The organism is Streptomyces sp. NPDC059866 (assembly GCF_042731325.1).
GTDB lineage: Bacteria > Actinomycetota > Actinomycetes > Streptomycetales > Streptomycetaceae > Streptomyces > Streptomyces flavusporus.
In genome coordinates this window covers 59,442-85,309 of the sequence record NZ_JBHWJT010000033.1, presented here as the reverse complement: position 1 = coordinate 85,309, position 25,868 = coordinate 59,442, and the positions used below count along the sequence as shown (strand labels likewise).

Here is a 25,868-nt window from a genome sequence, read left to right as displayed (position 1 = left end):
GCGGTCAGTCCGCCACCCTGCGCGTACCGCATACCACCGGGATACCGCAGGGATCAGCACACGTCACCCGACAACAACCCGAAGAGATCAGTAGGAACGGTTGACTCCGGAGTCGGTGTCGTGTCTGGCGTCTACTCAGCTGCGCTCAGGGCCGCTGCCGGAACGGGGCGAGCGTGGCGCGCACGAGGTCGGCGGCGCCCCAGTCGGGGTCGAACTGGGCGATCACGGCCAGGTGCTGGCGTAGCTGGAGGATCGGCATCCGTTCGCGCCAGTCGCGGTCGAGCCCGGTCAGCTCGGCGTACAGCTCGAAGAACACATGCGCCTCGGGCGGCGGCGCCGTCGTCCACAGGTGGGCCAGGTCGACCTCGGCCCACGTGTACGACACGGCCGGGTCGATCAGCGCGGGCCGCCCGTCGGGGGTGGCCATGACGTTCAGCGCCCACAGGTCGCCGTGCGTCAGGCACGCGGGCCTGACCGGCAGCAGCTCGGGCAGCCGGTCGCACAGCCGCTCCAGCGCCGCCCGGTCCGTGGCATCGAGCGCCTCGTGGACGCGACGCTCGCCGAGCCAGCGCAGCAGACGGTGCTGGGCGAAGAACTCGAACCCGTCGTCATCCCAGGTGTTGACCTGCCGACGACGGCCCAGCCAGTTGTCCCGGTGCCACCCGAATCGGGGGTACCGCGTGGTGGTGTGCAGGTGGGCGAGCGCATGCGCGAGCTGCTCCCAGAAGGCCTCGGTGCCCGGCCGGGGCTGCAGTACGGACAGCACGAGCAAGTCGCGGTCCGCGAGGATGATCTCGGGCGTGGCGAGGCCGCCCGCCTCGCGCAGCGCGGTGAGCCCCTCGGCCTCCGCGGCGAAGGTGTCGTCCGACGGCGGCTTGCCGAACGCCTTGACGAACACCGACGTGCCGTCACCGCGGCGCGCGAGCCCCGCGGTCGCGGCGAGGCCTCCAGTGGCTGGCTCGGCCGCGACGATGTCGGTCAGGCCGGCCGCATGCAGGCGTTCGAGCAGGAAGGACATCGCGCCTGTCACGGGTGTGCTCCTGTGGCCGTAGTCGAGATCAACGATGGCGGATCCGGGCTCAGATGCCGGGGCGGTGAGGTAGAGGCCGTAGGCACAGTCCAGGGCTTCTTCGGGAGTGCCGACGAAGCTGCCGGTGGGCAGGATCGTGTCTTCGTACTTGTCGGTGCTGGCGAGGTAGAGGGCGAAGCCCCAGGTGCTGACGAGCCGCCAAAGCGCAGACGCATGAGTTTGATGGACTCGCCGTCGGCAAGTTCGCCGTCGACGTAGGCGAACTGACCGCGGTAGCGGACGTCCAGGCCGGCGAGCTTGGGCCAGGCGGTACGGGCTCGCGCGGTCAGCTTCTGGGCGAGGGAGGCCTTGGTCGACTCCGGCACGGTGGGCATGGGGTCATCCTGCCTGGTCTCCGGCGTCCGTGGTGCGGCAGGCTTCAGCCGGTAAGATCCACTTCTGCTGATCGGCCTGCCTGCCTTGCCCATTGCTGCTGCCTGCCCGATATCGCTGACCGCCTCGCAGAGGCACTGGCTGAAGAAGATGGCCTACGGCCGAAAGACTTCCCACCAGAGCCGGATGCGGGCGCATGTCGTGCTCCACGCGGCACGGGGCCGCTCCAACGCGGGCATCGCCCGCGAGACGGGTCTGCACGTGGACACCGTGCGGACCTGGCGGGGCCGGTTCGCCGAAGAGGGTATGTCCGGGCTGGCCGACCGCCCGCGCCCCGGTCGACCGCCCTCGTTCACCGCGCTGCAGGCCGCCCTGGTCAAGGCGCTGGCCTGCCAACTGCCCGCCGAGACCGGCGCCCCGCTGGCGCGCTGGTCGTGACCGGAGTTGGCCCGCGAGGCCATGCAACGGGGCATCGCCCCGGCCGTGTCGGCCTCCACCGTGCGCCGCTGGCTGGACCAGGACGCGCTCAAGCCCTGGCAGTACTGCTCCTGGAGCTTCATCACCGACCCCGACTTCCGCGCCAAGGCCGAGCGTGTGCTGGACCTGTACGCGCGCACCTGGCGGGGGCGACCGCTCGGCGCGGACGAGTACGTCATCAGCGCGGACGAGAAGACCTCCATCCAGGCCCGCTGCCGCTGCCACCCCACGCTCGCCCCCCGGGCAGGCCCGGGCGATGCGGCTGAACCACACCTACAGCCGCGGCGGCGACGCCTACAGGCGTCCGACAGGCATGCCGCCGCGAACTCGGCGCGGGCCCGTGTGACGTTCGGGCGGGCCGGGCGAAGCAGCCCTGACGCCTACGACCCGGCCGCCGTGAGCGCGTTGCGGATCGCGTCGTAGGCGGGCTTGTGCCTCAGGTTCTCGTCCCAGGGCAGGGCCGCTCCCTCACCGGGAAAGACCGCGGGGATCCACGAGTGCCGGTCCGTGTAGCCCCACAGTGTGATGCCCACACAGCGCCGTACGGCCAGGCAAGCGTCGGTCACCTGCCCGTACCAGTCGGCCTGTTCTGCGAGCTTGGTCTCGTCGGAGGGCAGGATCATGCGGATGTCGAGTTCGGTGATGGCGACGTCGACGCCGAGGTCGGCGAAGCGCTGCAGGTTCTCCTTCAGGCCGCCGGGGAAACCGTACTGGAGGGCGAGATGGCCCTGCAGGCCGAACCCGTCGATCGGGACGCGCTCCTTCTTGAGCCGCTCGATCAGGGTGTAGTACGCATCCGACTTCGGGCCGAGGGCCTCGACGTTGTAGTCGTTGAGGTACAGCTTGACCTCGGGGTCGGCGGCGCGGGCCCAGCGCAGGGCGTCGGCGATGTAGCCGGGGCCGAGGGTCTTGTAGAAGATGTTCTCGCGGTAGGTGCCGTCCTCGTTCATGATCTCGTTGGCGACGTCCCACGCGAAGACCTTGCCCTTGTAGTGCTTCACCACCTTCGTGATGTGGTTCTTCAGGATGGAGCGCAGTTCGTCGGCGGTCCAGGTGCCGGAGGTGAGCCAGTCCGGGAGCTGGGAGTGCCACAGCAGAGTGTGCCCGCGGACCTTCAGGCCGTTCGCGCGAGCGTAGTTCACGATCTCGTCGCCCGCGGTGAAGTCGAAGACACCGCGCTGGGGTTCCGTGGCGTACCACTTCATGCCGTTGCCAGGGGTCGTCTGGCCGAACTCGGTGCCGAGCAGGTCGGCGAACTCGGCGTCGGCGAGTTCCGGGTTGTCGACGGCGGCGCCGAAGTAGCGACCGGACTCGCGAGCCAGTTCGTGCAGCGTCTTCGTCGCCTTCGCGCCGTCGGTGCCGGCCTGGGCGGTGGGCGCTACGGCGAGGCCGAGCAGCAGGGCCGCGGACGCGGCGAGCGCGGCGGATCCGACGCGGAAACGGCGTGCGGGTGTGCGCATGGTGCATCTCCTCAACTGTGGAATGAGACGGTGCAGTTGCTGTGCGCGAAGCTGGTCTGTGGGGTCACTTCACACGAAGCTCGCAGCGCATCCGCCGCTCGTGCCCCACCTCGCGTACGGGGCCGGTCAGGGTGAGCGGCACGGTGTGGTGGACGTGTTCGCTGGATGCGGCGACGCGCAGTTCGAGGGCGCCCGGTTCGACGACGCGGCGGCCGTCGGCGCCGGTGTACGCGGCGAGGTCGGCCGGGAACGTGGCGTGGACCTCGGCGGACGCGCCGGCATCGAGCGTGACGCGGACGTAGCCGACGAGCCGGACCTCGGGGCGGGCGACGGTGCCGACGGGGTCGTGGAGGTAGAGCTGGACGACCTCGGTGCCGGGCCGCTCGCCGGTGTTGCGGACGGTGAGGTGCAGCGTGGTCTCGCCGTCGGTGGGCAGTTCGGGGGCGTCGCACTGGGGGGTGTCCCAGGCGAACGTCGTGTAGGACAGGCCGTGCCCGAAGGGGTAGAGGGGCGTCGGGTCCACGGTGCTGGGGAAGCCATGCCGGCCGAGCGGCGGGGCGAGGTAGGGCGCGGGCTGGCCGCCGGGGGTGCGCGGCACGCCGAGCGGCAGCCGTCCGGACGGCTCGACGCGCCCGGACAGGACGCCCGCGACGGCGCCGCCGCCTTCCTGCCCGGGGAAGAACGCCTGGACCACGGCGGCTGCCTGGTCGGCCCAGGGGCCGAGCGCGTAGGGCCTTCCGCTGAGGACGACGATGACGACCGGCACGCCGGAGGCCAGCGCCTCGTCCAGCAACTCCGCCTGTCCGTAGGGCAGTTGCAGGTCCTCCGCGTCGCATCCCTCGCCCGACGAGCCGCGCCCGAACAGACCCGACCGGTCCCCGACCACGGCCAGGCAGACCTCGGCCGCCGCCGGATCGTCGACGAACACGGCGCCCGGCAGCTCGGCGCGCAGCGCCTCGGCGAGTGTCGGCACCTCGACCCCGGTCGGCAGTTCGGGATGGTGCACGCCCACGTGCCGGGGAAACGTGTAGCAGCCCAGCATCGCGGCCTGCTCGTCGGCGAGCGGACCGAGCAGCGCGATGCGCAGGCCGTCGCGCAGCGGCAGCACGCCGGAGTCGTTGGCCAGCAGGACGACCGACTCCTCGGCGACCTTCTGTGCCAGATCCCGCATGTGCGGGGGGTTGAAGTCGACGGGCGCGCCGCCCGGGACGGGCTCCCAGTCGGGGTCGAGCAGCCCCAGTTCGCACTTCTGTGTGAGAACGCGCAGCGCGGCCCGATCGAGCAGGTCCTCGGGGAGCGGGTCCGCAGGGCTGAAGCAGCGGGCCGCCGGCAGTTCCACGTCGACCCCTGCCGCGAGAGCGATCCGTGCGGCCTGGTCCTCTCCGTCGGCGACCCGGTGCGCTTCCTCCAGGAGCGAGACGCCGTAGTAGTCCGAGACCACGGTGCCGGTGAATCCCCACTGTTCGCGCAGGAGCCCGGTGAGCAGCTGGGTGTGGGCGTGGGCGGGAAGGCCGTCGATGTCGTTGTAGGCGGGCATCACGGACCGGGCGCCGCCGTCGCGCACCGCCATCTCGAACGGCGGCAGGATCACGTCGGCGAGTTCGCGCGGGCCGAGCGAGGCGGGCGCGTGGTTACGGGCGGCGCGTGAGGCCGAGTACCCGGCGAAGTGCTTGAGCGTGGCGACGATCCCGGCGGTCTCGAGGCCCCGCACGTAGGCGGTGCCGATGATGCCGACGAGGTACGGGTCCTCGCCGATGCACTCCTCGGTGCGGCCCCACCGCGGATCCCGTACGACGTCCAGGACCGGGGCGAGGCCCTGGTGAACGCCGACGGCGCGCATCGACGTACCGATCGCCCGGGCCATCTCGGTGATCAGCTCGGGGTCGAAGGTGGCACCCCAGGCGAGCGGCGTGGGGAAGATGGTGGCCTGCCAGGCGGTGAACCCGGTCAGGCACTCGTCGTGGGCGATCGCGGGCAGCGCGAACCGGTTGCCGGCGCGGATCAGGCGTTGCAGTTCGGCGAGGCGGGCGGCGCCCTCGGCGGGGTCGACGGGAACGGTGCCGAAGGGCCGGGTGAGCTGGCCCAGGCCGTAGGGAAGGAGCGCGTCGAGGGCGGCGCTGCGGGCCGCGTAGGTGTGCTGGCCGGGTGCAACGTCGGCCCCCTCGGTGTCGGCACCGATCCAGACGCTGGACAGCTGGGCGGTCTTCTCCTCGGTGGTCATCCGGGCGAGCAGGTCCGCCGCCCGGACGTGGGCGGGCAGGGTGGTGTCCTGCCATGGCTCGACCATGGAACTCCTCAGGTGTGGTGCTGGTAAGGGGGTGGCCTGCGGGACTCAGCCCTTGGTGGCGCCCATCGTGATGCCGCCGATCAACTGCCGTTCGGCGGCGGCGTAGAAGGCGAGGGCCGGCACCATGGCGAGGACGAGATAGGCGAAGACGCGGGCGATGTCGGTGGCGTACTGGCCCTGGAACTGCTGGACGCCGATGGGGATCGTCCACCAGGTCTGTTCACTGAACACCAGCAGCGGAAGAAGGAAGTTGTTCCAGCTTCCGACGATGGCGAGGATCGACACGGTACCGAGGGCGGGCCGCGCCATGGGCAGCAGGATCCGCCAGAAGAAGCCGAACGCCGAGCAGCCGTCGAGGGTGGCCGCCTCCTCGAGCTCTCCGGGGATCTCCCGGAAGAAACCGCGCAGGATGACGATGGTCATGGGCAGGCCGAACGCCGCCTGCGGCAGGATCACGCCCCATGGGTTGTCGAGCAGCCCGAAGGTGCGCAACAGGACGAACAGCGGCAGGATCGCCACGGCGAACGGGAACATCAGCCCCGCGGTGAACAGGGTGAAGAGCAACTCCCGGCCGCGGAAGGCGAATCGGGCCAGCGCGAAGGCGGCGAGGGCCGCGGTGCCCACGGTCAGTACGGTCGTGCCGACCGCGATCAGCGTGGACGAACCCAGCATGCGCCAGAACGAGCCGGAGGCGAGCACATCGGTGTAGTTGGACGCCACCCACGGCGAGGGCAGGCCGAAGGTGTTGCGGGAGAGCTGATCGGTGGACTTGAACCCGGACACGAACGCGTACAGCAGCGGCGTGACCATGACGACGCCGACCAGCCACACGATCACGTACAGCGGTGCGGAGCGCAGCCTTCTGCGCGTGCCCGCGCTCATCGGGAGGCTCGCATGGTGGTGAGGGCTCCTTCGGTGTCGCGACGCAGCACGGAGCGCTGGTAGATGAGGGCGAAGACGAGGCTGATGAGGAACATGCCGATGCTGATCGCGCTGGCGTAGCCGATCTCGAAGCGCTTGAAGCCGAACTGGAACATGGTCACGGCCATGGTCTCGGAGTGGTGGTCGGGGCCGCCCTGCGTGATCACCCACACCAGGTCGAAGAGCTGGACGGCGCCGATCACGGAGAGGAACACGCTGATGCGGACCGTCGGCCCGAGCAGCGGCAGGGTGATGTGGCGGAAGCGCTGCCAGGGGCCCGCCCCGTCGATGCGGGCCGCCTCGTGCAGTTCGGCGGGAATGCCCTGCAGTCCGGCCAGGTACAGCATCATGTGGAAGCCGAAGTACTTCCACGTCATGACGAGGAACAGGGTCGGCAGCACATGGTCCTGGTCGGCGAACCACAGTCCGCCGAGGCCGTCGAGGCCGACCGAGCCGAGCACGTTGTCGGCGAGCCCGTCCCCCGGCGCGAAGATCATGGAGAACAGGACGCCGGTGATGACCTCGGACAGGACGTACGGGGCGAAGAACAAGGTCCGGTACAGGGCCCGGCCGCGCAGCTTCTGGTTGAGCAGCACGGCCATGCCGAGCGCGAACGGCAGCTGCACGCACACCGAGAACAGCACGAGCAGCAGCCCGCGCCACAGGTCGCCCAGGAAGACCGGATCACGCAGGAGCCGGCTGTAGTTGTCGAGGCCCACATAGTCCGAAGGGGAGCCGAAGCCGCCCCAGTTGAACAGGCTGACGTACAGGGCGTACAGGATCGGGGCGAGCACGAGCACGCCGAACAGGAGCAGGGCGGGCAGGGTGAAGCTGAAGGCGGTCAGCCAGTCGACGATCCGACGGGCCCGCGACCGGCCCGCGCCGGTGTCCGGCTGCTTCGGTGGAGCGGGGGCGGCCGCGGGGTCCTTCACGTACGTGGAAGCCATGGCGGTCACTGGCTCTTCGCGACCTGGGTGACCGAACGGGCCACCTGCTCGGGCGACTTGGATCCGGCGATCAGGGCGGCCACCGAGTCGTTGATCTCCTGTCCGACGGCGGGCGGGTACGCCTGGTCGAGGTAGAGCTGGAAGCCGGTCGCCTTGCCGAGGGCGTCGGAGACGAGCTTGAGGTTGGGATCGGTCAGGGCGCTCGCGGCGTCCTCGACGACGGGCATCATCGAGCCCTTCGACACAAGAACGCGGTCGGACTCGGCCGACATGAAGAACTTCAGGAAGTCCACGGCAGCCTTGGGCGCTCCCTTGCGCACCGCGTAGCCGCCGCCTCCGCCGAACACGTCGGTCTGTGCGCCCTTGCCGCCGGCGACAGCGGGGAACGGGAAGAATCCGAGATCCTTGCCGATGCCCTTGCCCGCGTCGGCCTGGACGACGGGCGCCCACTGACCCATCAGCTCCATCGCCGCCTTGCCGTTGCCCATCGCGGCCGCCTCGCCGGTGGGCGTGGAGTACGCGGCGCCGAGGAAGCCCTTCTGGAACGGCTGGAGCGCGACGAGTTCCTTGAGGCGCTCACCCGCCTTGACGAAGTCGTCGCCGGTGAAGTCCTTGGCGTCGGCGGCCGCCTGCATGCCGTCGATCCCGGCGATCCGCATGGCCAGGTACGCCCAGTAGTACATGCCGGGCCATTTCTCCTTGCCCGCGAGGGCGATGGGGGTGATTCCGGCGCTCTTCAGCTTCCTGACCGCGTCGAGGTAGTCGACCCAGGTGGCGGGCGGTGCCTCGATACCGGCCTTGGCGAACAGCGCCTTGTTGTACCAGAACCCGACGGCGCCGATGTCGAAGGGCACGGCGTACGTCTTCCCGTCGAACTGGTACGCCTTGACCGACGCCGGCACGAGGGTGTCGGTCAAGGAGCTGGTGGAGGACGTGAGGTCCTCCACCAGACCTGCGTCGATCTGCTGCTTGAGAACGCCGCCGCCCCACGTGTGGTAGATGTCCGGCAGCTTTCCGGAACTGGTCAGTGCCGTCATCTTCGACTTGTAGGCATCGTTCTCCATCGTGACGAGCTTGATGCGCACATCGGGGTGCGTGGCCTCGAACGCCTTCGCCCGCTCGGCCCAGACGCTCTTCGACGGCTCCGTGGTCTGGATGTTCCACCATTCCACGACGGTCCGGCCCTGGCTGTCGGTGGTGGACCCTGAGTCCGAGCAGGCGGACAGGCCGGCCGCCCCCAGGCCCACCGCCGACGCGGTCCCCAGGAACCGGCGGCGGGAGAAGGAGGAGGACGAGGCGCCGGATACGGAGATGACGGCTCGAGCGGAGGCTGACATGGCACACCTTCCGGAAAATTTCCGATAACTGTGAGAGATGGCCATGGAAGTTACGGGCACGAAAGGGGGGTGTCAACGGCCTTGACAAAAAAGGCCGTTGACACCCCCGGAGTGTTACGTTCCGTTATGCGTGGCGCGGCGGCGCGGTGCTCGCGCGGACCACCAGCTCGGTCGCCAGTTCCACTCGCGGCGAGGCCGGCTCGACGTTCCGCGCGAGGTCGAGGAGCATCCTGGCAGCCAGCTTGCCCATGTCGGACAGAGGTTGGCGAACCGTCGTGAGCGGAGGCGCGCACCAGCGCACCTCGGGCAGGTCGTCGAAGCCGACGATGCTCATGTCCTCCGGCACCCGAAGCCCGCGCCGCCGCAGCGCCTCGATCGCTCCGAGCGCCATCTGGTCACTTGCCGCGAAGATCGCGGTCGGCGGTTCGTCGAGGTCCAACAGCCGTCCCGCCCCGGTGAATCCGGACTCGTGGTAGAAGTCACCGGGCACGGTCAGGGCGTTGTCGACCGCCACTCCGGCCACGTCGAGCGCCGCCCGGTAGCCGTCGAGCCGGGCACGCGAGCACAGCAGCCTGGGCGGGCCCTCGATGAACCCGATCCTGCGGTGTCCGAGCTGGAGCAGATGTTCGGTCGCAGCCATCCCGCCCGTCCAGTTGGTGGCGCCCACGGTCGGCGCCTCGGTGGCCGGCGAACCGGCCGGGTCGATCACCACCAACGGCACACCCAAGCGGCGCAGTTCGTCGTGGATCCCCGGTTCGAGCACCGACGTCACAAGGATCACGCCGTCGGACGGGCGGGCCCGCAGATTGGTCATCCACTGCCGCGCGGACCCCGCCCGGTCGTGGATGGCGGAGAGCACCGTGCCTACACCGGCCTCGTGCGCGACCTCCTCGACGCCCCGGATGATCTCGACGGCCCAGGGGCTGTCCAGATCGTTGAAGACGAGGTCGAGCAGGACCGCCCGGGTGCCGGACGCGGCCGGGCGGCGGCGGTAGCCGTGCTGGTGCAGCAGGTCCTCGACCCGGGCACGGGTGGCGGGCGAAACGTCCGAGCGCCCGTTGACGACCCGCGAAACAGTCGGCACGGACACCCCGGCCTCCCGCGCGATCTCGGTGATCGTCACCTTCGGCGCCCCATCCGGGCTCCGCGTGCCTGTCTTGCGCTGAGCGCCTTCCCCGGCCACCATCCCCACCTCCGTAGCTGTACGCCCGGAAAAACTCCGGGCACCTTCCGGAAACCGTAGGACATGCCGTCGGCCGCCCGCCGGTCGCCCCGCGCTTCCGTCCGACGCCTCGAACGGATGGTGCACTTCGTCACGCTGCGTGAGCGTTCAAGGGTGCCACTGACCACGACCGGAGCGCCGCTCCTGCGTCGGCCGTCTCGCTCACGATGCCGCGTGGTGGACCTCGCCGTGACCGCTTTCGGTGAGGACCGCGTCGTGTCAGCAGGCGGCACTCATGCAGAGCTGACGGCTCGCCCCACCGTGGGCACACACCCGCCCAGCGGGCCCTCTACCGGACGGCCCAGGAGGCGCTGACCAACGTCCGCAAGCCCGCCCGGCGCGACGGCCCGGGTCGAGCTGTGTCAGGACGGCGACGACGTCGGAGTAACCGCCCCTATAGCGGGGGGCTGCATGAAGGCGGACCACATCGTGCCAGCTGCGAGCGGCCACTGCCCTGCGGCCACGGCCGGCGCATTACCGCCCTGCTTCAGCAAGGTGCGGGCTTGAGCAGGCAGGGCGGCGTCAGCCAGTGCCGCCGCTGTCCGACCGGGAGTCCATGCGCTTGCCGCAGGACCCGGCGGGCTGCCCGGGAAGAGTTCCGGTCATCGGCACTGGCCGTCATTCAATGGAGAAAGAGCGCCTGAGCTGGGCAGATGCCCGTCAGGCACTCTCTCGGCGTTCCATGCTGTCGCCAAGTACGCGAACGCAGCAGAGACGCGACGTGATCAGCGCCGTGCGCCGACGAGGAACCTGGCACGCACCTCGGCGGCGAACTCCTTGTTCCTGGCGGCGCGTTCGCGGGATTCGACGGCTCGGCGCTCGAACCACTCGACGCGCTGGGCGGTGAAGTCGGCCATGCGGGCGTCGCGCTGCTCGTACATCCGCTGACGGAGTGGGTCGAGCGTGGTGCGGTCGACGGTGAGGAGGTCCTTCATGCCAGGGCCTTCCGCCTTGCGGGGGAGGCGCTGCTCGACGGGGAGGATGTCGAGGCGGGGGGCGGGGAGGGTCTGGTACCAGTACGCGGTGGTGGACCAGTCGTCGGCGAGGTGGTTGCCGTGGCCGTGCTCCATGGTGACGCGGATGCGTTCGTTGAAGCGGACGGGGTCGGCGAGGTGGAAGCGGTAGTGGACCTGGAGGCCGGGGACGTCTTCCTCGTGGATGATCGTGCCCTGGAACGGATAGTTGATCTTCTGCATGCCCCAGCCGTGGCTGAAGTAGTCCTCGCCGCCGGTCCCGTGCATGGACGGGGGCCAGCTGGTGGTGCCGTCCGGGTCGAAGTCCTCGTCGATCCAGATCATGTCGTCTCCCTCGCCCCACCAGGTGCCGGTGAAGTGGTTGACGGTGTGGACGCAGCCGATGTAGTTGCCGGCGCCCTCGGTGTCGAGGATGACGTAGTTGTCGTTGCCGTCGAGGTTGGGGACCTGTGTCTCCAGGCTGTTGACCTGCAGGTCGGGACCCCAGCCGTCGCAGGGGTTGTCGCGGCGCCAGTGGGCGTGGAAGTAGAGGGTGTCGTCGGGGAGGTCCTCGGCGAAGAGTTCGTAGTCGATGTAGAAGTACTGGACGTACGGGTGCCCGCCCTGGTTCTCGACCTCGATGCGGGCGCGCCGGTTGAAGGGCATCGGCAGGAAGCAGTTGAAGGCGGCGGGGCCGCCGTACACGCGTTCCGAGTCGTCCTTGACGGAGACCGTGAAGGGCATCGACTGGAAACTGGCCGGCATGGAGTTGCCGACGCCGAAGAAGTCGCCGAGCGGAGCGACGACGGACGGGTGCTCCTGGTCGTCCCAGTACATCTTGATGACGACCTTGCGGTAGTAGTCGGGGTCGTTGACCTCCCAGTTGTAGCCGAGCGCGTTGTTGAACTCGACCATGGCGGTGCCCGCCTGGCGGGCGTCGAACAGGCCGGGGCCGAGGACGACGCGGCAGCCCTGGACGAACCACAGGTGGGTGATCGCGCCGGGGCCTTCCAGGTCGGCGAGGACGGCGGTCTCGCCCGGCATCACGATGAACGCGTCCTCGTTGAGGCCGGTGTGGTCCCAGCTGGCGACCCGTGCGGAGCGGGACCGGCGCCGCCGGGCGGCGCGGCCGAGCAGATCGTCGCCGAGGGAGAAGGAGCGGACGGACATGGAGCAGGTGTCCTTTCGGTTGCGCAGCCGGGCGGTCGGCCCGGGGCAGAGGGGGTAAATCAGCCCTTGACCGCGCCCAGGGTGAGGCCGGCCACGATCCGCCGTTGCAGGACGAGCGTGAGCAGGATGACCGGGATCGAGTAGAGGGTGGCCATCGCGGTCATGGGGCCCCACTGGAGGCCGTACTGGGTCTGGAAGTTGGCGATGAGGATCGGCACGGTCTGGGCTTTGACCGCGGTCAGGAGCAGGGCGAAGAGGAATTCGTTCCAGGACGCCAGGAAGGCGAAGATCGCCGTCACGGCGACACCGCCCGAGACGACCGGGAGAACCACCCGGATCAGTGCGCCCATCCGGCTGCAGCCGTCGACCTTGGCCGCGTCCTCCAGCTCGGCGGGCACGGCCTCGAAGAAGCTGACCATGAGCCAGATGGACAGCGGGAGCGAGATCGTCGTGTGGGCGATCGCCGTTCCGACCGGTGTGTCGGTCAGGCCCAGGGACTTCATCATCCCGATCAGCGGCACGCCGATGGCGACGGGCGGGACCATCCTGGTCACCAGGGCCACCACGATGAACACCCGGCCGCTGACCGTGCCGAAGCGGGACACGGCGTAGGCCGCGGGCACGGCCAGAACGAGGGAGATCACGGTGCTGAGGACCGCGGTGGTGATGCTGTTGATGAACGCGGCGGTCACGCCCGGGGTGTCCAGCGCCTTGGCGAAGTTCTCCAGGCTCCACACCTTCGGCAGGATCGTCGGCGGTACCGCGAGGGCGTCCGACGGCGTCTTGAAGGAGGTGAGCATCAGGTACAGGAACGGGAAAGCGTACGCGGCGACCACCACGAGCAGCAGTGCCCACAGCAGCGATCGCCTGGTGGCGAGCCGGTCCGGTACGGCGGTCATGACTGCCCCTTTCCGGGCCGCCAGATCATGCGCATCGTGACGATGGCGACGGCGAGCATGGCGATCAGGTAGAGGGTGCCCATGGCGGAGGCCAGGCCCTGCTCCCCGAAGCGCACAGTGGTGCGGTAGATCAGCAGACTCAGCGTGGTCGACGCGGACTCGGGGCCGCCGTTGGTCTGGATGACGATGGTGTCGAAGGCGCGGGCGGCGTCGATGCCGCGGACGATCAGCGCGACGGCGATGACCGGCCGCAGCAGCGGCAGGATGATCCGGAACAGCTGCTGGCGTGCGCCCGCGCCGTCGAGCCTGGCCGCCTCCAGGACGTCGCCGGGGATGTGCTGCAGGCCGGCGAAGAGCACGAGGGTCATGAAGGACGTCGTGAGCCAGATGTCGGGCAGGGCGACCGAGATCAGCACGATGTCCGGGTCGGACAGCCAGCCGATGTCGGCGGGGTGGTCCAGGATGCCGGCCTTGGTGAGCAGTGCGTTGACGAGTCCGAAGTTGTCGATCAGCAGGAACCGCCACAGCAGGCCGGCGACCACGGGGGCGATCATCAGCGGGTACAGGAACACGGTGCGCAGCACCCGGGAGCGCTGCCCGAGGGCGTTGAACAGCAGCGCGGCGCCGAGTCCGAGGCTGAACTCCAGCGTCACGACGACCACGGTGTACAGGAGGGTGCGCAGCGCGGCGTGCAGGAAGTCCGACGAGGCCAGCGCGTCCGTGTAGTTGTCGAACCCGATGAAGCGGCGGGTGCCGGCCAGCGGAGCGATGTCGTGGAAGCTGTCGATGACGAGCTTGACCAGCGGCCAGGCGACGAAGACGGCGAGAAACGCGGCCGCCGGCAGGATGAGCACGAGGGCGAACCGCTTGTCCGACATCGGCCGTCTGCGCGGAGGCTTGGCGGCCGGCGTCGGCGGCGCGACCGCTTTGTGCACCAGGTGGTCGGTGCTACTTGACAAGCTTCTCCACCTCCTGACGTGCCGTGGACAGCAGCGCGGCGTAGTCCGCGCCCTGGGTCAGGGACTTCTGGATCGTGGGCACCAGCACCGTGTCCACGATCTGCTGCCACTTCGGGCTGGCGGGACGCGACTTGGTGGCCGGCCCGTCCAGCGTGGTCAGCAGCGCCTTGAAGTGCTCGTAGCCGGGCTTGCTCGCGTAGGAGGAGTACGCGGACTTGCGCGCCGCGAGCCCGAGAGAGGACTGGATGGCCAGCTTGTTGTTGTCGTAGGCGAACTTGATGAACTGCTTGGCCAGGTCGTTGTTCTTGCCGGCGTTCGGGATGGACAGATAGAAGGGGCCCGGGATGGCACCGATCCCGGCGTTGCCCGCGATCATCGGTGCGACGCCGACCTTGCCATGGACCGGGGAGTCCTTCGGGATCAGCGGGTAGGCGTGTGCCCAGAACCGCATCATCGCGGTCTTGCCCTGGTTGAACAGGTTCTGCGCACCGGCCCAGTCCAGCTGGGCGGCCCCGGGCGGGCTCACCTTCAGGCGGTTGTTGAGGTCGGAGCAGAACTTCAGCGCGGCGACGTGCTGCGCGTTGTCGATGATCACGTTGCCGGAGTCGTCGAGCACGACGCCGGGGGAACCGGCCTGCAGCACATGGGCGAGCCACTCGGTCTCCACGGCGCCCTTCACATCGGTGCCGTAGAGCTTGGTGCCCCGGGTGAAGAAGGCGGCCGTGTCCTGAAACTGCTGCCAACTACCGGGAGGCACGAGCTCGTAGCCGTGCTTCTTCCGGAACGCAGCCTTCTCGCTCGCGTCCTCGAAGAGGTCCTTGCGGTAGAAGAGGATCTCCGCGTTGGTCCACGCCGGCATGCCGACGTACTTGCCCTTGATCTGGGCCCCGTCCACCAGGGACGGGAACAGGTCGGCCGTCACGTCGGCCGTGAACAGGTCGTCGAGCGACTGGAAGGCATCGGCGAAGGTCGGCAGCCAGATCGCGTCGACCGCGGCGAGGTCGAACGACACGGATCCTGTGGACAGTTCGCTATTGAGCCGGTTGTACAGGCCGTCGTAGGGCAGTTCGACGAAGGTGACGGCGTGTCCCGTCTCCTTCTTGAACGCCGCGGCGATCTTGGTCAGTTCGGCGTGGCCGCCCGACTCGCACAGCACGGTCAGGGAGCCGGACGAGCCGCCGGACGAACTCCCGCCGGCGCCGCAGGCGGTGACTGCGGCGGTCAGCCCGGTGGCCCCGGTGATCTGCAGAAAGCTTCGCCGGGACAGTCCTGGGGTGGTTCTGTTCATGGTGTTCTCCGCGCTCTCAGGAAGAAGGGGAGGGAGAAGAGGCAATGCCGTCGCCCGGCAGTCCCGACGAAGGGGAACCGGTGATGCGCGAAGGAAGCTTCAGCGGACGGCGCCCGCGGTCATGCCCGCGATGACCTGCTTCTGGAAGGCCGCGTAGATCGCCAGCTGCGGCAGCAGGACGAGAGTGGCGGACGCCATCATGGCGCCGTAGTCGACGCTGTAGACGCCCTGGAACTGGGAGACGCCGAGGGACACGGTGGTCATGTTCGGGTCGTTGATGAGGGTGACCGCGAAGGGGAACTCGTTCCAGACGTAGATGACGTTGAGGATCGCGAGGGTGGCGACGACCGGCCGCATGAGCGGGAAGACGACCTTCCAGGCCATGCGCCACAGCCCGGCCCCGTCCATCACCGCGGCCTGCTCGATCTCCTCGGGAAAGTCCCGCAGGAAGCCGGTCAGCAGCAGGATGTTGAAGGGGATCGTGACGGCGATGTACGGCAGGATCAGCGCGAAGTAGGTACCGAACAGGCCGAAAGCGATGTCGAGCCGGTACACCGGGAACAGCAGGACATAGACCGGGATGGCGAGGCCGGCCAGGAAGTAGAAGCGCAGCGTTGTCTGCGTACGGCGCCGGCCGCTGCGGAAGACCATCCGGGTGAGTGCGAACGCGGCCATGTACGAGATGACCAGCCCGACCGTGACCGAGACGACGGCCAGGATCAGCGTGTTCTTGTACATCACCAGCAGGTTGAGGGTCTCCAGGGCCTGCTGGTAGTTGGCCAGGGTGAGGTCCGACAACGAGAACGGGTGGCCCAGGATGTTGTCGTTGGTCTGGAACGACAGCAGCACGATCCACAGCAGCGGGAACAGGATCACGAAGGTGATCAGGTAGGCGACCGCCGCGACGACGATCCTTCCGCGGCTGCGGCGTCGCGGCCTGGGCGGGGTCTCGCCGGGGGCCGCCGGAGACGCGAGTGACATCTTGACCTCGGTGTCGATACTCAACGGACTTCTCCCTTACGGCGGTTGCCGAGGAACATGGCCGCGGAGGCGAGCGCGCCCATCACGAACACCACCACGGCCAGGGCCATGCCGTAGCCGTACTGCTGGGTGGTGAAGGTGATGTGGTACATGTAGCTGACCATGACCTCGGAGAGGTGGACGGGACCGCCGCCGGTGAGTGCGTAGACGAGCTCGAAGACCTTGAAGACGCCGGTGACGACGAGGGCGGTGACGATGCCGAACGTCTCGCGCAGCATGGGGATCTGGATGTACCGCAGCTGCTGCCAGCGGCTCGCCCCATCCAGGCTGCCGGCCTCCATCACGTCGCGCGGCAGCATGCGCAGGCCGGCGTAGAAGATGGTCAGCACGAACCCGATCTGCTGCCAGAGGTAGACGAAGCCGATCGAGTACGGGCTGAGCGTGGGGCCGCCGATCCACTGCGGGTGCGCGGGCACGCCGATCGCCAGCAGGAAGGCGTTCACCAGGCCGATCTTCGGGTCCAGGATGAAGATCCAGATCAGTCCGACGAGGATCGGCGCGATGATCGCCGGGGCGAAGACCAGCGCCCGCAGCGCCCCGCTGCCCTTCACGCGTCCGCTGAGCAGGATCGCGAGGAGGAAGCCCAGTGGGATCAGGAGGAACAGGGCGATGCCGAGGATGATCCCGGTGTTGCGCATCGACGTCCAGAAGGCGTCGTCCTGCGCCATCTGCCGATAGTTGTCGAGGCCGGCGAAGCCGCCTGCGGAGACGCCGTCGAAGTTGGTGAAGCTGTAGTAGAGCGAGTACAGGATCGGACAGATCATGTACAGGCTGTAGATGATCAGCGCCGGCGCGACCATCAGGGCGAAGTGCCGGCGCGTGGTGAGCCAGTTCATGGGGTGACCGCCGGAACCTACTTGATGGTCTTCTGGACGTTCTGCACGGCCTCTTCAGGGCTGAGGCTGCCGCCCATGACGCCGTAGAAGCTGTCGTACATGGCGCTCGCCGTGGCCGCGGAGACGACCAGGTCGGGCTGCGCCTTCGGGCTCGTCCAGCCGGGCTTGGACGCCTCGGCGAGGACGGCGGCGAACACGGGGTTCTTCGTGGCGTCCACGGACGGCTTGTACGTCGTCACCGGCGGCTGGGCGTTGTCGACGAGGATCTTCTGGCCCGCGTCGCTGTAGTAGAACTGGATGAACGCCTTCACCGCGGCGTACTTCTTCTTGTCGTCCTTGACCTTGGCGCTGACGACGAACGGCGCCGAGGGCACGTTCATGACGAGCTTCTGGTTGCCGACGCCGTCGGAGAAGGCCGGGCCGGCCCAGAAGCCGGTGTCCTTGCCCACTCCGCTCTTCTGGATCTTCGCCGCCTCCCAGACGCCCGCGTCAAGGAAGGCCGCCTTGCCGGACGTGTAGGAGGCGACGGCCTGGGCGTAGGTCTGGGTGTTCATGTTGGAGGGGAAGGCGCCGGCCTTGGCCAGTTCCTCCACGTGCTTGTAGAGGCGCAGGAAGTCGGCGTTGTCGTAGCTCGCCTTGCCGGACAGGATGTCCTGGTACTTCGCCTCGTAGCCGAAGCGGTCGAGCATGGTCAGGAACGCCCAGACGCTGAACGAGGAGTTGTTCGCGCCCTGCGCGATCGGCACCACGCCGGCCGCCTTGAGCTTCTTCACCGCGGCGAGCAGGTCGTCGAACGTCTCGGGGACGGCGATCTTGTGCTCGTCCAGGATGGCCTTGTTGTAGTAGAAGCCGGTGACCAGTGCCTGGTACGGGAGGCCGTACTGGACGTTTCCGGAGCGGAAGCCGGCGAGCATGCTCGGGACGAACTTCGCCTTCAGGTTGTCCTCCGCGAGGATCGGGGTCAGGTCCAGCAGGTCGCCGCTCTTGACCATGGTCTTCGCGAGCGAGTCGTACACCCAGAAGATCTCCGGCAGCGTGCCGCTCTGCGCCGCGATGGTCATGCGCTGCTCGTGCTGGTCGACCGGCTGGCCCTCCAGCTTGATCTTCATGTCGGGGTGCTGCTTGTTGAACTCCTGCACCATCTGCCAGGTCGCCGGGTCCTGGGTCTTGCTGTCGGGGTTGTGCATGGACAGCGTGATCAGTCCGTCCGACGACGACCCGTCCGCCGTGTTCACCGCGGAACCGCAGGCGGTGGCGGTGACGAACAGGGTGCTCGCGGTGGCGGTGAGCAAAAGTCGGCGCGAGATGCCGGAGGGCCGTCTCGACGTCGGAGGTGCGGTCTGAGGAGAGGTCGCCATGGTGCTGCTGCCTTCCGGGAACTGGGTGAGGAGGCGGAACCGGCGGGGGATGGATGTCCGGTGCGCGCGGTGGTCCGGCCGTGGGGGCCGCTCTGCGCCCGTGACGCAAACGTTTCGATGAAAGGTGCCTCGGGAGTTCCAGTGTGTCAATACTGCGTGACGGAGCAGTTTCCAGGAGGGACAACTCTGTGCTGGCCACAGCCATTGACTGCCTTCGCCGCGACGTGCGAAGGTCTGCGCAATCGTTTCGATGAACCTGACGGTGAGCGGAACGAGTGGACGGCGCACCGGCCCACCCGCGTGGACCGGTGGACCGTATGGCGTTATGCAGTTACGGACCCGGATCATGGATCGGTCCGACGACAGGAGGAGGCGCGAGCGGCAGTGGCCACGATCTCCGACGTTGCACGGATGGCGGGCGTCTCCACGTCCACCGTGTCGCACGTCATCAACGGCACACGGCCGGTCCGTGAAGAGACCCGCACCCGGGTCGAGGAAGCGGTCAGGGCCACGGGCTACCGGCGTGACAGCCTCGCCCGCGCGCTGCGCCGCTCACGCACCGACTCCATCGGACTGGTCCTGACGGACGTGTCCGAGCCGGCCTTCGCGGCGATGGCCCGCGGTGTCGAACGGGCGGCCATGGGCGCCGGCCTGACGGTGCTGCTGGCCAACTCGGGCGAGGACGCGGAGCTGGAGGCACGGGCGCTGGAAGTGCTCGCCGAGCGCCGGGTCGACGGCCTGCTCATCGCTCCGGTCGCCCGGTCCCACCGGGAGGCGATCACCGCGGTCATCGACCAGGGCACACCAGTCGTCCTGGTCGACCGGCTCGGCGGGGTCAAGGCCGATCAGGTGGGCGTCGAGAACACCGCCCCCATGCGGGAGCTGGTGCTGCACCTGGTGGAACGGCACGGCCACCGGCGGATCGCGCTGGCCGCCGGCGACACCGGTGTCTCCACCATCTCCGAGCGGCGGCGCGGCTACCTCGAAGCACTCGACGAGGCGGGCATCGACGTCGACGACACCCTGATCGTCACCGGCAGCGGCCGGGCGGACGACACCCGTGAGCGTATGACGGGCGTACTGCGGCAGCAGCGGCCGTCGGCGGTGGTCGCCGCCAGTACCGAGACCGCGGTGGGTGTGCTCGCGGCGGCGAAGGGGCTGGGGCTGGCCGCGCCCGAGGACTTCGCGTTCGCCACCTTCGACGGCTTCCCGCACACGGACCTGTTCCGTCCGGGCATCACGGCGGTCGCCCAGCCGGCCCACGAGATCGGTGCCACGGCGATGGAGCTGCTGCTCAGCCGTATCGACGGCAGCCTCACCACTCGCCCCCGCACCATCCGCCTGGAGCCGGAGATCACCTACCGGGAGTCCTGCGGCTGCCCGGCCTGAGCCACATCCACCACATCAAGGGGGCGGCAGGAGAGGTCCAGTCTCCCGCCGCCCGAGTTCAGCAAACCATCACTGAAGGGTCAGTTTCCCATGCCCTCGCACGCCCTCGAACACCTCACCCGCCCCGCCCGGGCCCGCACCGCCCGCGTCTCCAGCTGGGACCAGCGCGGCCGCAACCAGGACTACTGGACGACCCCCGCCCACTCCACCCGCGTCCTGGCCGACCTCGAAGGTCCGGGCCGGATCACCCACATCTGGATGACCCAGTTCTGCCGCCGCACCCTCGGCCCCGGCCTGATCGACCCGCTGGAAGCCGACACCGTGGCCCCCGTGATGGAGATCCACAACGCGCTCGGCGTCAACTGGGAGGAGCCGGACCCGGACTACTACCGCAAGGTCCTCATCCGGATCACCTGGGACGACGAGGAGGAGCCCGCCGTCCTCGTCCCACTAGGCGACTTCTTCGGCATCGGCCACTGCATGCCCAACAGCTACCAGTCGGCCCTGTTCACCGTCTCCGCCAAGCCCGAGGAGTCCCTGATCTTCGGCGGCAGCGCGGCCCTGAACTGCTGGGCGCCGATGCCGTTCGACAAGCGGGCCCGCATCGAGCTGGTCAACGAGAACGACCTGCCGATCCAGCAGTACTTCTACATCGACTACGAGCTGTTCCCGGACGAACTTCCCGAGGACACCCTCTACTTCCACGCCCGCTGGAACCGCAGCAACCCCTGCAACGGCTGGGCCCCCGACATCCAGACCAACAGCCCCGAGGTCAACATCGTCGACATCACGGGCGAGGACAACTACGTCATCCTCGACACGGAGGGCAAGGGCCACTACGTCGGCTGCAACCTCTCCGTCCACCACCGGCAGGGCAGTTGGTGGGGCGAGGGCAACGACATGATCTGGATCGACGACGACTTCCTGGCCGACGGCTCCACCAGCTGGCCGCCCTCCCTGCACGGCACCGGCACAGAGGACTACTTCAACCACGCCTGGGGGATGCAGAAGAACGCCTATCTCTACCACGGCGCGATCCTGCACGAGGCCGACGTCCCCGGCTACTCGGTCAACTACCGCTTCCACGTGGCCGACCCGGTCCGCTTCGAGGAGCGGATCCGGGTCTCGATCGAGCACGGTCACGGCAACCACCTGGCCGACGACTGGGCGTCGACGGCGTACTGGTACCAGACTCTGCCGTCCCCGAAGGCCACGATCCTGCCGCTGGAGCAACGCCTTCCCGTGCGCCCGGCCGACCGGGCGATGCCGGTTCCCGCTGCCCGCTCCGGCCCGGTCGCCGAGGAGATCGCCGTAATGCGCGAGCGGTACCAGGCCCGCTTCGAGCGCCACATGCGGCACCTGGAAGAGCGCACCCGGCAGCGCGGCGAGCGCTCCTTGCAGGAGTCCGAGGCCAACATCAAGCAGGCCGCGGCCGTTCGCCGCCGTTACGACGAGCGCGCCGATGACTGAGACCGAGACCCGGCCGGCGGTGGCGCTCGACACCCACTTCCCGGCGGTCCACCTCCGCCCGCCGGCCCACTGGATCAACGACCCCAACGGCCTGGTCTTCCACGACGGCCACTACCACGTCTACTTCCAGTACAACCCGCACAGCGCCCGCCACGCCGACATGCACTGGGGCCACTACCGCAGCCCGGATCTGGTCCACTGGGAGCTGATGCCGGTCGCCCTGGCCCCCACCCCCGGCGGCGACGACAAGGACGGAGTCTGGTCCGGCAACGCGGTCTCCCACGACGGCCGCCTCACCGCCTTCTGCTCCGCCCGCCACAACGACCGTTGGCACCAGCCGGTGACCTCGGCGGTTTCGAACGACGGCGGTACGACCTTCACCAAGCGCGGCCGGCTCCTGATCCCTGACGCGCCCGAGGGCACGACGATGTTCCGCGATCCGTACGTGTGGCGGGACGGCAACCGCTGGCGCATGCTGGTCGGCGCGGCCTTGGCCGACGGACGCGGAGCAGCCCTGCAGTACACGTCGGACGACCTCGACCACTGGTCGTACGAGGGCGTCTTCCTGGCCCGCCCACCGCATCCCCTGCGTGATGGCCGGAACACCGAGGAAGGCTGGGAGTGCGCCCAGTACGCCGCCTTCCCCGACTGCACCGGCGCGGTCCTCGCCAGCGCCTGGGACCCGCGGGAAGGGGCGAGCTGCGCGATCTACTGGCCGGGCCACGAACAGGACGGCGAATTCCACGCGGACAAGCCCCACCTCCTCGACCACGGCCCCGACTTCTACGCCCCCGCCCTGCTCCACGCACCCGACGGACGCTGGCTGATGTGGGCCTGGATCTGGGAGGCCCGGGACGAGGAACACGTCGGCGCACCCAGCGCCTGGACCGACGAGGCCGGCTGGGCGGGCATGCTCTCCCTGCCCCGCGAACTGACGCCCGGCCCGGAGGGAGAGCTGGTCCAGCGACCGGCCCGCGAACTGCTCGCTCTGCGCGGCGAACGACGGATCGCCGCGGCGGGCAAGGCGAGCGCCGAACAGCCGGTGGACCTCGGCGAGGTGTCCCGGGCCACCGACCTGACCGTGACCCTGGAGCGCGGCGGACGCCTGCGGCTGCTCACCTCACCGGACGGGACCGAGTACCTCGACATCGTCCATCACCTGGTCACCGGCGAACTGGTCGTCGACCGCGACCACGCCTCCCTCGACCCCCGCGCGAAGGGCGGCAGTTGGCGCCTCCCGTCCGAGGGGCCCCACGCGACCCTGCGGATTCTGCTCGACCACTCGGTCGCGGAGATCTTCACCGCCTCCGGCCGCACCCTCACCGTGCGCTTCTACCCCGTCGGCAACGGCCCCTGGCGCGTGCAGCTGGGCGCCACGGGCGTCGCCTCCGCCGCGTACACGGTCGGGGCATGGGATCTGACACCGCCGGAAGCGCCTGTTGGTGACACGACGACACGAGCGGCGGGAGATATCCGATAGCGAGAGGTTCATCGACCCGGTCGGCACGTCCAGCGTGCCGACCGGGTCGATGGTGCTGCGGGTCAGTCGGTCATGTTGCCCATCTTCCAGACGGTCATGGACTTGACGATGCTGCCGTCGCCGAAGAGACGCAGGCCGAGGGAGTCCTGTCGGAACGGGTAGGCGCGGGTGGTGATCGACTTGTGTGAGTTCGCGTATGTCTCGATCACCGAACGGTCGACGAACACGTCCAGTGTCAGAGTGCCGTTCGAGAGTGTCAGCGGCCCTTTCTGTATGCCGGGGTTCGGCTCGGCGCTGGAGTTGTTCCCGGACCTCGTACGGTCCACTCCCAGTTGTCCGCCGACTGCGTCGTAGAACAGGCGTGTTCGTTCTTCGTCCCCGGGGCTGCGCAGCACGTCGAGACCGAAAGTGTCGGCGCTGCCGCGCTCGAGTGTCAGCTTGATGTGCAGCATGTCCCCCTTGATGTTCGTCAGGCGCTCGTTCGCGTCGGTGATGGACGTCGGGGCGCTGATGTCCACGAGGGGTTCGCCGACGTGGAGGCGTGAAACCTCCTCGACGGGGCTGAATCCGAGGTCGCCGTTGGGCAGCATGGACAGTTCGATGGGGAGGCCGGCGTTGTGTGCCCATCCGGCGTCGTAGTGGGCGCGCTCGGTCCGCCGGTCCTGCGCGATGCTGAAGACCAGCGAGCGTCCCTTGTCGTCCACGGTTCCGCTGGGGCCGGTGAAGTGGTCGCCGTAGTCCATCAGCTTCGGTTCTGTGGTGTCGGGTGTCCAGCGGCGGGCCTGGGCGTCCCAGGTACCGACCCAGTAGTAGACGTACTTGCTGCTGTACTCGCCGGGGCCGGCGGGGAAGGCCGGGTTGACGAGCAGGGCCCGGCGCTCGCGGCCCTGAGCGTCCTTTCCGATCGGCAGGAACGTGGGCAGCTCCCAGACCTGGCCGGTCTTGGGGTGTGCCGCCACGTCACCGACCATCAGCGGTCCGGAGTACGTCCAGTCGGTGAGGTTCTTGGAGGTGTAGAGGAGCGCCGTGCCTCCGACGTCCCTGCCGTCGCTGGTCTGGACGCCGGAGCCCATCAGCTGGAACCAGGTGTCGCCCTCCTTCCAGACGAACGGGTCGCGGAAGTCCCCGAAGCGGACCTTTCGTCCGGCGCCGACATCGAGGTCGGCGGTCTGGCTGGTGACGAGGGTGGGGTGCATCTTCCACTCGACCAGGTCGGGATCGCTGGGGTCGACGGGGCGTGCGAGACCGGTCGCCTGGTTGGGGCGCTGGGAGTCGTTGCCGGCCGTGAACAGCAGGACGGGCACGCCGTTCTCGTCGAAGGCGGCATCGCCGGACCAGACCCCGTCGGGTGCCACGCTGTCCTCGGTGGGCGCGAGCGCGACGGGTAGGTCGCGCCAGTGCACCAGGTCCTCGCTCACCGCGTGTCCCCAGCTGATGTTGTGCCAGTAGGGGCCGTGGGAGTTGTGCTGGTAGAAGAGGTGGTACTTGCCCTTGTACTGGATGGGGGCGTGGGGCTCGTTCATCCAGTGGTTCGGGGCGGTGAAGTGGTAGCCCGGACGGTACCGGTCACCGTCGTAGCGCGAACGGTCCATGTCCATCTGGGCCTTGGGAGTGACGCCACCGGCGAAGGACTGCACATCCTTCTGATGGCCGGCCGTGACCGATGCGGGGGTGAGTGCGCTGGTGTGGATCTTCACCTCGTCGATCAGTCCGTTGAACATGTTCACGGCGAATGTGCCGTTGATGACGGCGGGCTGGTTGTGCCGGCCGATGATCAGTGGAACATCGGCCTTGGCCAGCCGCGCGGTGGTGGGGATGGCGGTCTCGGCGACCTGCTCGCCGTTGAGGAAGAGCCTGATCGCCCCGTCGCCCGGCGCGAACACCGCCGAGAGGTGCGCCCACTTGCCCGCGGCCAGGGCCGCCGGCTTCGGGACCGTCGTCTCGTACCACGCGTCGCCGGTTCCGATGCCGAACTGCCACCTTCCGTGCCGGCCGACACCGAGGGAGAAGCCTCGCTTCGCCCCCTTGTCCTGCTGGTTGACGACGGCGGACGGCTTGCCCTCGTCACCCCACTCGAACGCGCGCGGCGCGACCCACGCCTCGACGGTCATGCCGTCCGTGGGCAGCTGCGTCTGCGCTGCGGCGCGCGTGACCCAGGTGGAATAGCCGTCGAACAGGAGGGCGCCGGAGAGTACGCCGTCCTCCTCGCGCTTCGGGCGCCAGAGCGGATCGCTGTCCGGCTTGTACTGCGCGTCGTTGAAGACGTAGCTGATGGGGTCGGCGGCCTGGCTGATCCTTTCCTTGGTCGTGGTGCCCTGGCCGTCGGCGAAGTCCCAGTAGGCGGCGAGTCCCGCTTCGGAGGGATCCGGCGCTTTGTCGATCCCTACCCTGACGTCGTCGAGGTTGATGTGGCCCCAGCCGCCGGTGGCCCGGTCGACCGCGGTGATGCGCAGCTGCTCGCCCAGGTGCTCACGTGCGTCCCAGGTGACTCTGCGGTACGCCTCGTCGTCGGTTCCGGTGGCTTTGTGGAGCACGGTTCCGTCGAGTGTGGTGAGGGCGACGTACAGTTCGTTGTCGTTGCGGCCGCCGGACACGAGCGCGCTGACCATTCCGGTGCCGGTCAGGGTGAACGGCTCGGACGTGACGGTCCCGGTGGGTGCGTCGCTGCCGGCGGCGAAGCCCCATAGGTGGTGGGTGCCCTGCTGGTTGAAGCAGCAGCCCCATCCCCAGCCCGGCTCGTCGGTGACCGCTCCGTTGAACGCTGTTCCCGTAGTGGTCCAGCCGCTCAAGTCGCCGGTCTCGAAGCCGGGATTCGACAGCGCGGTTCCGGTTGCCCTGGCGGTCTGCGTCATCAGGGGTGACGTCAGGCCCAGGCATATCGCGAGCGCGAGCAGCAGGCGCAGCAGACTGCTTCTGGTCGCGGACGCGGGTTTCGCTGGTGCACGGGTTCGCATACGAACCTCCGTCGGTGT

At 68.9% G+C, this 25,868-nt stretch carries 20 protein-coding genes; 5 read left to right on the top strand and 15 right to left on the bottom strand.

What is annotated here, in order from left to right; all coding sequences use genetic code 11:
* Positions 1-145: 145 nt before the first annotated feature.
* Positions 146-1,030 (bottom strand): fructosamine kinase family protein, encoded by an 885-nt coding sequence (locus ACFV7R_RS37275; protein ID WP_385272024.1) that lies wholly within the window; start codon positions 1,028-1,030, stop codon positions 146-148.
* 459 nt (positions 1,031-1,489) lie between these two features.
* Between ACFV7R_RS37275 and ACFV7R_RS37270 the strand changes: the two genes are divergently transcribed.
* The gene (locus ACFV7R_RS37270) at positions 1,490-1,840 is read left to right on the top strand and encodes a helix-turn-helix domain-containing protein (RefSeq protein ID WP_385272021.1); all 351 of its coding nucleotides are present in this window, start codon (positions 1,490-1,492) and stop codon (positions 1,838-1,840) included.
* Between the two features lie 45 nt (positions 1,841-1,885).
* Complete coding sequence (locus ACFV7R_RS37265; RefSeq protein WP_385272018.1) at positions 1,886-2,302, top strand: hypothetical protein; 417 nt, start codon at positions 1,886-1,888, stop codon at positions 2,300-2,302.
* On the opposite strand, the gene ACFV7R_RS37260 is transcribed toward ACFV7R_RS37265, so the two are convergent.
* From ACFV7R_RS37260 to ACFV7R_RS37200, 13 genes are all read right to left on the bottom strand, one after another.
* Positions 2,260-3,339: an endo-1,4-beta-xylanase gene (locus ACFV7R_RS37260; RefSeq protein ID WP_385272015.1), complete on the bottom strand. Its 1,080-nt coding sequence runs from the start codon at positions 3,337-3,339 to the stop codon at positions 2,260-2,262. The genes ACFV7R_RS37265 and ACFV7R_RS37260 overlap by 43 nt on opposite strands.
* Before the next feature lie 64 nt (positions 3,340-3,403).
* On the bottom strand, positions 3,404-5,626 hold the full coding sequence (locus ACFV7R_RS37255) for a glycoside hydrolase family 3 N-terminal domain-containing protein (protein WP_385272012.1): 2,223 nt from the start codon (positions 5,624-5,626) through the stop codon (positions 3,404-3,406).
* 45 nt (positions 5,627-5,671) lie between these two features.
* Positions 5,672-6,508 carry a carbohydrate ABC transporter permease gene (locus tag ACFV7R_RS37250; RefSeq protein WP_385272009.1) on the bottom strand — a complete coding sequence of 279 codons (837 nt, stop codon included), beginning with the start codon at positions 6,506-6,508 and terminating at the stop codon, positions 5,672-5,674.
* The gene (locus ACFV7R_RS37245) at positions 6,505-7,494 is read right to left on the bottom strand and encodes a carbohydrate ABC transporter permease (protein WP_385272006.1); all 990 of its coding nucleotides are present in this window, start codon (positions 7,492-7,494) and stop codon (positions 6,505-6,507) included. Before ACFV7R_RS37245 ends, ACFV7R_RS37250 begins: the two co-directional genes overlap by 4 nt.
* Before the next feature lie 5 nt (positions 7,495-7,499).
* Positions 7,500-8,831: an extracellular solute-binding protein gene (locus ACFV7R_RS37240; RefSeq protein ID WP_385272003.1), complete on the bottom strand. Its 1,332-nt coding sequence runs from the start codon at positions 8,829-8,831 to the stop codon at positions 7,500-7,502.
* A gap of 124 nt (positions 8,832-8,955) precedes the next feature.
* The gene (locus tag ACFV7R_RS37235; RefSeq protein ID WP_385272000.1) at positions 8,956-10,017 is read right to left on the bottom strand and encodes a LacI family DNA-binding transcriptional regulator; all 1,062 of its coding nucleotides are present in this window, start codon (positions 10,015-10,017) and stop codon (positions 8,956-8,958) included.
* 761 nt (positions 10,018-10,778) lie between these two features.
* On the bottom strand, positions 10,779-12,176 hold the full coding sequence (locus tag ACFV7R_RS37230; RefSeq protein ID WP_385271997.1) for a glycoside hydrolase family 172 protein: 1,398 nt from the start codon (positions 12,174-12,176) through the stop codon (positions 10,779-10,781).
* A 59-nt stretch (positions 12,177-12,235) separates the two neighbouring features.
* Positions 12,236-13,075, bottom strand: coding sequence for a carbohydrate ABC transporter permease (locus tag ACFV7R_RS37225; protein ID WP_385271994.1), 840 nt, complete (start codon positions 13,073-13,075; stop codon positions 12,236-12,238).
* Positions 13,072-14,034: a carbohydrate ABC transporter permease gene (locus tag ACFV7R_RS37220; RefSeq protein WP_385271991.1), complete on the bottom strand. Its 963-nt coding sequence runs from the start codon at positions 14,032-14,034 to the stop codon at positions 13,072-13,074. The genes ACFV7R_RS37225 and ACFV7R_RS37220 overlap by 4 nt, the downstream gene beginning before the upstream one ends.
* Positions 14,024-15,322: an ABC transporter substrate-binding protein gene (locus ACFV7R_RS37215; protein ID WP_385271988.1), complete on the bottom strand. Its 1,299-nt coding sequence runs from the start codon at positions 15,320-15,322 to the stop codon at positions 14,024-14,026. Before ACFV7R_RS37215 ends, ACFV7R_RS37220 begins: the two co-directional genes overlap by 11 nt.
* A gap of 99 nt (positions 15,323-15,421) precedes the next feature.
* Complete coding sequence (locus ACFV7R_RS37210) at positions 15,422-16,327, bottom strand: carbohydrate ABC transporter permease (RefSeq protein ID WP_385271985.1); 906 nt, start codon at positions 16,325-16,327, stop codon at positions 15,422-15,424.
* Positions 16,324-17,199 carry a carbohydrate ABC transporter permease gene (locus ACFV7R_RS37205; RefSeq protein WP_385271982.1) on the bottom strand — a complete coding sequence of 292 codons (876 nt, stop codon included), beginning with the start codon at positions 17,197-17,199 and terminating at the stop codon, positions 16,324-16,326. The genes ACFV7R_RS37210 and ACFV7R_RS37205 overlap by 4 nt, the downstream gene beginning before the upstream one ends.
* A 17-nt stretch (positions 17,200-17,216) precedes the next feature.
* Positions 17,217-18,557 (bottom strand): ABC transporter substrate-binding protein, encoded by a 1,341-nt coding sequence (locus ACFV7R_RS37200; protein ID WP_385271979.1) that lies wholly within the window; start codon positions 18,555-18,557, stop codon positions 17,217-17,219.
* Between the two features lie 384 nt (positions 18,558-18,941).
* Here ACFV7R_RS37200 and ACFV7R_RS37195 point away from each other — a divergent pair, with 384 nt between their 5' ends.
* The 3 genes from ACFV7R_RS37195 to ACFV7R_RS37185 all read left to right on the top strand — a co-directional run bounded on the left by ACFV7R_RS37195 (position 18,942) and on the right by ACFV7R_RS37185 (position 22,896).
* The gene (locus ACFV7R_RS37195) at positions 18,942-19,946 is read left to right on the top strand and encodes a LacI family DNA-binding transcriptional regulator (protein ID WP_385271976.1); all 1,005 of its coding nucleotides are present in this window, start codon (positions 18,942-18,944) and stop codon (positions 19,944-19,946) included.
* Between the two features lie 90 nt (positions 19,947-20,036).
* On the top strand, positions 20,037-21,416 hold the full coding sequence (locus tag ACFV7R_RS37190) for a glycoside hydrolase family 172 protein (RefSeq protein ID WP_385271973.1): 1,380 nt from the start codon (positions 20,037-20,039) through the stop codon (positions 21,414-21,416).
* Complete coding sequence (locus tag ACFV7R_RS37185) at positions 21,409-22,896, top strand: glycoside hydrolase family 32 protein (protein WP_385271970.1); 1,488 nt, start codon at positions 21,409-21,411, stop codon at positions 22,894-22,896. Before ACFV7R_RS37190 ends, ACFV7R_RS37185 begins: the two co-directional genes overlap by 8 nt.
* 62 nt (positions 22,897-22,958) lie before the next feature.
* Here the strand turns inward: ACFV7R_RS37185 and ACFV7R_RS37180 are convergent, their stop codons facing one another.
* Positions 22,959-25,850 (bottom strand): GH32 C-terminal domain-containing protein, encoded by a 2,892-nt coding sequence (locus ACFV7R_RS37180; RefSeq protein WP_385271967.1) that lies wholly within the window; start codon positions 25,848-25,850, stop codon positions 22,959-22,961.
* Positions 25,851-25,868 lie beyond the last annotated feature (18 nt).

Bases quoted from the DNA above. Each gene is read 5' to 3' on its own strand.
- ACFV7R_RS37260 (WP_385272015.1), bottom strand. From the start codon at position 3,339: ATGCGCACACCCGCACGCCGTTTCCGCGTCGGATCCGCCGCGCTCGCC.
- ACFV7R_RS37255 (WP_385272012.1), bottom strand. From the start codon at position 5,626: ATGGTCGAGCCATGGCAGGACACCACCCTGCCCGCCCACGTCCGGGCG.
- ACFV7R_RS37250 (WP_385272009.1), bottom strand. From the start codon at position 6,508: ATGAGCGCGGGCACGCGCAGAAGGCTGCGCTCCGCACCGCTGTACGTG.
- ACFV7R_RS37245 (WP_385272006.1), bottom strand. From the start codon at position 7,494: ATGGCTTCCACGTACGTGAAGGACCCCGCGGCCGCCCCCGCTCCACCG.
- ACFV7R_RS37240 (WP_385272003.1), bottom strand. From the start codon at position 8,831: ATGTCAGCCTCCGCTCGAGCCGTCATCTCCGTATCCGGCGCCTCGTCC.
- ACFV7R_RS37235 (WP_385272000.1), bottom strand. From the start codon at position 10,017: ATGGTGGCCGGGGAAGGCGCTCAGCGCAAGACAGGCACGCGGAGCCCG.
- ACFV7R_RS37230 (WP_385271997.1), bottom strand. From the start codon at position 12,176: ATGTCCGTCCGCTCCTTCTCCCTCGGCGACGATCTGCTCGGCCGCGCC.
- ACFV7R_RS37225 (WP_385271994.1), bottom strand. From the start codon at position 13,075: ATGACCGCCGTACCGGACCGGCTCGCCACCAGGCGATCGCTGCTGTGG.
- ACFV7R_RS37215 (WP_385271988.1), bottom strand. From the start codon at position 15,322: ATGAACAGAACCACCCCAGGACTGTCCCGGCGAAGCTTTCTGCAGATC.
- ACFV7R_RS37205 (WP_385271982.1), bottom strand. From the start codon at position 17,199: ATGAACTGGCTCACCACGCGCCGGCACTTCGCCCTGATGGTCGCGCCG.
- ACFV7R_RS37200 (WP_385271979.1), bottom strand. From the start codon at position 18,557: ATGGCGACCTCTCCTCAGACCGCACCTCCGACGTCGAGACGGCCCTCC.
- ACFV7R_RS37190 (WP_385271973.1), top strand. From the start codon at position 20,037: ATGCCCTCGCACGCCCTCGAACACCTCACCCGCCCCGCCCGGGCCCGC.
- ACFV7R_RS37185 (WP_385271970.1), top strand. From the start codon at position 21,409: ATGACTGAGACCGAGACCCGGCCGGCGGTGGCGCTCGACACCCACTTC.
- ACFV7R_RS37180 (WP_385271967.1), bottom strand. From the start codon at position 25,850: ATGCGAACCCGTGCACCAGCGAAACCCGCGTCCGCGACCAGAAGCAGT.